Here is a 6,607-nt window from a genome sequence, read left to right as displayed (position 1 = left end):
ATCGCAAACAAGCCATTGACTCACTTGCATTGGAAAAAGTGCGTGATTTAAGTAAGTACATTAGCATTATTGGTAATAAAGAAACTCCTTTTGCCGAAGCCAAACGTGTGATGGACCGAGCGGAAGAACTTTTTGCTCCGGATAGCGAAATGGGTGTATCATCACTTACCACAGATGAAGTGAATTATTACAAAGTGCGTGAGTACTTCGAGCGACTTATGGCTCTTAATTATGATAAAGTAAATATCAAATGGTATAACATTCACTACATCAGCGATTTAGAAAGACAGCCAGATGGCCGATATGTAGGTGTGGTTACGATTTATCAAAGATTTGAAGGTTCTTCCAATGATAAACTGGAGTATAAAGACACCACCAAAAAAGACATCACTATCTACGTTGAGAAGAAAGAAACACAGATTCAGGGACGTACTATCGAGTTTTGGGATGTACTACTTGGCGATATAAGAGTAACTGAAACAACTGCATGAGACTCGTAAGATCACTTGCAATAATTACAATTATTCATTTATCCTTTGGCCTGCAAGCTCAGCTTGTAGGCGAAATGGATGATGAATCTAAACTTTATGCCGAAACGAAGCAGGTAAACCAATTTTTCAGAAGGTTTAACGGTGAGGAAGATGAGAAAGGCAACAGATACTACCCTAAAGACAAAAGATACCGACAAGATAAGCTCAGGAAAAAATACCTTGAAATACTATTTGACAACAGCAATACCAACCTTGACAAAGCAATCAAAAAAGAATTTGTAGATGCGGTTATTGATCGTCCTGCATTTCTCGATTTTCATAAAGACAGCTGGTTTGCTGAAGTAAACACCACTTTTACACTAAATGGCAAGCAGGAAAACATAAAACTTTTCTTAAAGCTGGAGAAGGCTCATAAAGGTACTCAGTGGGATATTTTTAAGATTCACAGCGATACTTTCATGTCTCACTTCAAAAGAGACACAAGCAAAGTACAGCAGTTTTTGCATCCGCTTAGTCACGAACTCGACTTTATGAATCTACGCAAAGCTTTTGCTAATAAAGACAGCGTAAGTCAGTTCACCGAAAGAAGCTTTCAGCCAGATCAACTGTCTATATTTGTATATGAGATTAGTCGTGGTGCGCTAAAATTTGAGACGGTAAACGATGTGAAATTTCACTTCTTCCAAATTGACAATTGGTACTTTGAGCTCTCTCAATTTAACAGAGACGGCTATAATCGTGGTTGGCTAATCAGTAACCTAACAAAACTTAAGTCTGCTCAAGATGAAGCAATACTTAAAAAATACCTTTTCTATGAAAACTAGTATAAGCCTGGCTCTAGTGGTTTTTTTGCTATTCACTGCACAACATAAAGCCCAAAGTCAGGATTTACAGGAGGGTGAACTAGAAAGCTACCATGATGATGTGCGTCAGATGGTGAGCTTTTTTGAATATATGCTCAATACACTCGGAAGTAAAAAAACATCTGCCCGGGATAAGGATGTGATTATCACTCAGAGTTTTGAGAAAATTTTTAGAGACCCCGAAGTACAGGTTGAAGATGATCTCGATGAAAATAGAGATGTTATTACCAACAAAGATGTATCGGCCTATTTAAAAGATGTAGATTTCTTCTTTAAGGATGTGCAGTTTGATTTTGAAATTGAAGAAATCACTCACGAAACTAACGATGATGGAAATCTCTTCTTCAAAGTTTCTATGATCAGAAACCTAAAAGGTCTCACTGTAAACAATGATTCTGTAAATAACACCATCCCACGATTTATAGAAATCAATTACAATCCTGAGAAACAAGACTTACAAATTGCCAGCATTTACACCAATGAATTTAATGAGAAAAAGGCCCTAAAAAGCTGGTGGACCAGTATTTCATACGAATGGAGAACCATATTTAAGCAGAAGTATGATTTTACCACCGACAGTCTAACATTGGATCAGATCAAAACGATTACGAACACCGACACACTAGACATTTCTGACAACAAGTACGTAATCTCAATAGACGCTCTGGCCAACCTTACTGACCTAAAAAGCCTTTCTCTAAGCAATACCAGCATAAAAGATGTTGCTCCATTGAGAAATCTGACTGATCTGGAGCATTTAGACCTATCGCGTACCGACATTGAAGACATATCTATGATCAAGTACTGTCGTGCTTTAAAATCTATAGACTTGTCGCACACGCAGGTTCGTGATATTGAAGTGCTAAGTAACATGCATCGTCTCGAAAACCTGAACTTGTCGCACACAGAGGTTGATGACCTAACTCCAATCAGTGAGTTAAAAAACCTACAAAGACTTAAATTAAGGCAAACCAGGGTAACTGCCCTTAGCTCACTCAATAAACTAGATCAATTACAAGAATTGAATGTAAGCCAGACTGCTATTCATAAGCTGGAACCGCTAAGCGGATTAAATAAGCTATCTATAATTAACTTAGACAGTACAAATATCATAGATCTACAGCCATTAGGTCAGCTAAATAATTTGGAGGTTGTTTCCATCAATTTTACGTCTGTAGGTTCGTTGGAGCCACTTTCAGCTATTAAAAGTCTAAAGAGCTTATACTGTGATAACACCCCTCTTTTACTCACTAAAGATATAAGCACTTTTGCCAGAAATCACCCTAAAGTACTCATCGTTTATGCCTCAGAAGACACGCAAAGCTGGTGGGTATCGTTGAGCGATAGCTGGAGAGCTATTTTTCAAAAACAACTCAACATAAGTAATAATCCAAGCAAAGAGACACTAGCCAAAGTTACGGCTATCGATTCGCTGGATATAAGTCATAATTCTGCCATCAACTCTTTGGAGCCTCTTAAAAGATTGAGAGACCTGAGATGGTTAGATGCCAGGCATACGAGTATCAATGATATTACAGCATTGAAGGAGCTCAACCAAATCACTTACCTTAACATTTCTAATACTGAGGTAAGCGAACTGAAGGCCTTAAAAAATGCTGATAATTTGCAGGTAATCGAAGCTGACTCTACGCTCATCATCGACCTGACTTCTCTGGAATATTTAAAATCTCTGAAAACCGTTTATGTAGATAATACACCGGTTTCGGGGCAAGACATTAATCTGCTTATCGATAAAAACCCCGAGGTTCTGGTCATTTTTCAAACTGATAGATTGATCAGGTGGTGGCTGGATTTGCCTAAGAGTTGGAGCGACTTATTGAAAGAAAAATCAAAAGAAGAACTCGTACCTACTACGGAGCAGCTCCATCAAATAACACAACAGGAGGATTTTGAGCTGACAGGAACTTCTATAAACACCTTGGCTCCTTTAAGTGCATTTATCAGACTTAAGGCATTAAGTTTTAATAATACCGGCATTTCAGACCTAAGTCCTTTAGCGAAACACGAAAACCTGAAGACATTGGTTGCTACCAACAGCCCTGTAAGTGAGCTATCATCTCTAGCCCACCTTAAAAAACTAAAAATGCTAAGTATTGCCAACACGCCTGTAGAAGAGCTTGATGCATTAGAAAACCTTACTGAGTTAAGAGAAATTAATTGTTCAGGCACGCAAATTAAGAGGCTCAATGAGCTGGAGCTTCTTCATGGCTTAGAGAAACTCGATTGCAGCAACACACGAGTAAAGCGTCTCGATCCGGTTCAGTACCTTTCTCTTTCTGAGCTTATTTGCTATAATACGCGCATTTCCTCTGGCCGTGTAGAGGATTTTAAAGAAGAAAATCCGTCATGTAGTGTCACTTACTACTAGTAGATAAAATTAGACGCTGTTCAGGTCGTCAACCCATTTTCATTACGATATTTGCAATCAATAAAAATTAAGTGCAGTGAAGAAAAAGCGGAAAGCCACGAAAACAAAAAAGAAGACGTCAACTTTTAAGCAAAAACTAGTGAAAGCCTCCAAATATCTGGGTGGTTTGGTACTAGCCGCTATTACGTGCCTTATTGTATTCATTCTGTTGGTATCTTCCGGCACTTTTGGTCCTATACCAACTCAGGAAGAGCTAGCTAACATTAAAAACAATCTGGCTACTGAGGTCTACAGTGCAGACGGTAAGGTCATCGGCAGGTACTTTTTACAGCAACGGACGCCAACTGCATATGAAGATATAGATAAATCAGTTGTAGACGCTCTGATAGCGACCGAAGATGCTAGATTTTATGAGCATGAGGGCGTTGATTACAGAAGTTTGATTCGGGTGCTCGTCAAAACCGTAATTCTCCAGGATCGCTCGGGTGGTGGCGGTAGCACTATAAGTCAGCAACTGGCTAAGAATCTATTTCCCAGACAACAAAGCGATGTATTCTATCTGGCAACTCGAAAGATTAAAGAAATACTCATTGCCTACAGACTGGAAAACACTTATACCAAGCAGGAAATCCTGACTTTATATCTCAATACAGTCCCTTTCGGTGAAAATATCTACGGTATCGAGATGGCTGCCAATAGATTTTTTAGTAAATCGGCTAAAGAACTAGCCCCTCAAGAGTCTGCCGTGTTAGTAGGTATGCTGAAAGCAAACCACACCTATAACCCGAGGCTATTCCCTGAAAACTCTCTTGTTAGAAGAAACACTGTATTGCTGCAGATGAATAAGTATGAATATTTATCTGATGACAGCTTAAACATGTTGCTTGAAAAACCGCTGACGCTTGATTATAAGCGCATTAGCAATAATGAGGGGCCTGCTACTTATTTTATCGAACAGCTAAGAAAAAAAGTCGAGGCATGGTGTGCAGCTAACACAAAACCGGATGGCTCTAATTACAACATGTACACCGATGGTCTTAAAATATATACGACCATAGATTCTCGCATACAACAATACGCGCAAGGTGCAGTACAAAAACACATGAAGGAGTTGCAGAAAACTTTTGATAACCATTGGGGCAAACAATCGCCTTGGTACGACAACCCTTCTATTCTCACAAACGCCATTTCTCAATCGCCCAGGTATAAAAAGTTGAGAGAAAAGGGCATGAATCATGATGAAGCCTTAGCAGAAATGGGCAAAACCCTTCCGATGAAGATTTTTAGCTGGGAAGGTGATGTAGAGAAGAACCTCTCTCCTATTGATTCTATAAAACATTATTTAAAATTTTTACATACCGGTGCTATAGCGTTAAACCCAAAAGACGGTGCGGTTAAAGCCTGGGTAGGCGGCATCAACCACGAGTATTTCAAGTATGACCATGCGAAATTTAGCACTAAACGTCAGGTTGGCTCTACTTTCAAGCCATTTGTATATGCTGCCGCTCTGGAAAAGGGCATGGATCCTTGTGATTATATCTCCGCAAGAAAAACCACTTATACAAACCTGGAAGGGTGGTCTCCAGATAATGCTGATAAGAGTGAAAACGAACTAAAGTATTCTTTTGAAGGCGCATTGGCCCAATCGGTAAATACCGTAAGCATAAAAGTATTGGAAGAAGTGGGTATTGAACAAACTGCAACTTTTGCCCGAAATGCAGGTATTGAATCTGAGCTTCCCGAGGTTGCTTCTCTAGCTTTGGGCACAGCGGATATTTCTTTAGTAGAGATGGCTGGTGCCTATAGCAGCTTTGCTAACGGAGGTGAGTTGGTCAAACCCTATTTCATTTCCGAAATAAAAAGTCAAAGAGGGGAATCACTTTACAAAGCCGAACCTAAAACGTATGGCCGGGTGATGAGTGAAGAAACCACCCAAATGATGAATAAGCTTTTACAAGCGGTTGTTGATAATGGTACAGCAGGGCGAGTTCGATGGAAATATAATTTAGATAATGAGCTTGCCGGTAAAACTGGTACAACACAGGCAAATGCCGATGGTTGGTTTATAGGGTATAATCCCGAGCTGGTGATGGCCGTGTGGGTAGGTGCAGATAATCCTGGAATAAGATTTAGAAGTACGGCTCTGGGTAGTGGTGCAAATACTGCGCTGCCGATTTTTGCAGAGACTTTTAAGCAAATAAACAATGACCCTCAATTGAGAAAAATCGCAAAGGCTGGGTTTGGGCCTTTGCCTGAAAGTTTAAGAAATCGCCTGGATTGTGAAATATCAAAAGAAGATAAAAACTTCTTTGAGCGCCTTCTCAACACCGACCTCACCAAGGGGGAAAAAGAGCGCAAATTTGACGATCAGGAAGAGGAGAAAAAAGGCCTCTTTAAAAAAATCGGTGATTTGTTTAAGAAAAAAGATAGTGATGGAGATTGATCTAGCAGGCACCTTGAGATAACACAAGTAGTCATTCCAGATGCAACCCAGCAGCCTGCCAGCGCAGGGATGACGCTCGAGGTTATTAACAACATTTATTGAAGAAGTAACATTATTAACCGTAACCTGATGTAATCATACGATAGTCCTTCCCGAGAACATCATTACTGATGCAACGTAGCAACAACCTCCCGTCATTCCTGATGCAGCGCAGCGGAAGTCAGGAATCTCACTTTTTCTTACTCAATTAGAGATCCCTGCCTACGCAGGGATGACGCTCGAGGTTAAATATTCTTAACAACCGAGAAACCATCCTACATAAATTAGCTGGCCTAAAGACATTCCCGAGAACATCATTCCTGATGAAGTACAGCAGTAACCTTTCCATGTCCGTCATTCCTGATGAAGTGAAGCGTAAGTC

The 6,607-nt window shown here is 39.9% G+C and carries 4 protein-coding genes; all 4 read left to right on the top strand.

Annotation, left to right across the window (positions count from 1 at the left end; genetic code table 11):
- Positions 1 to 491 (top strand): hypothetical protein (locus E1176_RS08360; protein WP_155210155.1); only part of this gene is annotated, 491 nt, incomplete at its 5' end.
- Positions 488 to 1,315, top strand: coding sequence for a hypothetical protein (locus E1176_RS08355; protein WP_155210154.1), 828 nt, complete (start codon positions 488 to 490; stop codon positions 1,313 to 1,315). The genes E1176_RS08360 and E1176_RS08355, both read left to right, overlap by 4 nt.
- The gene (locus tag E1176_RS08350) at positions 1,305 to 3,743 is read left to right on the top strand and encodes a leucine-rich repeat domain-containing protein (RefSeq protein ID WP_185152707.1); all 2,439 of its coding nucleotides are present in this window, start codon (positions 1,305 to 1,307) and stop codon (positions 3,741 to 3,743) included. The genes E1176_RS08355 and E1176_RS08350 overlap by 11 nt, the downstream gene beginning before the upstream one ends.
- Positions 3,744 to 3,819: 76 nt before the next feature.
- Positions 3,820 to 6,186 (top strand): transglycosylase domain-containing protein, encoded by a 2,367-nt coding sequence (locus tag E1176_RS08345; RefSeq protein WP_185152706.1) that lies wholly within the window; start codon positions 3,820 to 3,822, stop codon positions 6,184 to 6,186.
- Positions 6,187 to 6,607 lie beyond the last annotated feature (421 nt).

Source organism: Fulvivirga aurantia (assembly GCF_009711475.1).
In the GTDB taxonomy this organism is placed as follows: Bacteria; Bacteroidota; Bacteroidia; order Cytophagales; family Cyclobacteriaceae; genus Fulvivirga; species Fulvivirga aurantia.
Note: the sequence above shows the minus strand (reverse complement) of the source record. Positions and strands in the feature narration are given on the sequence as shown.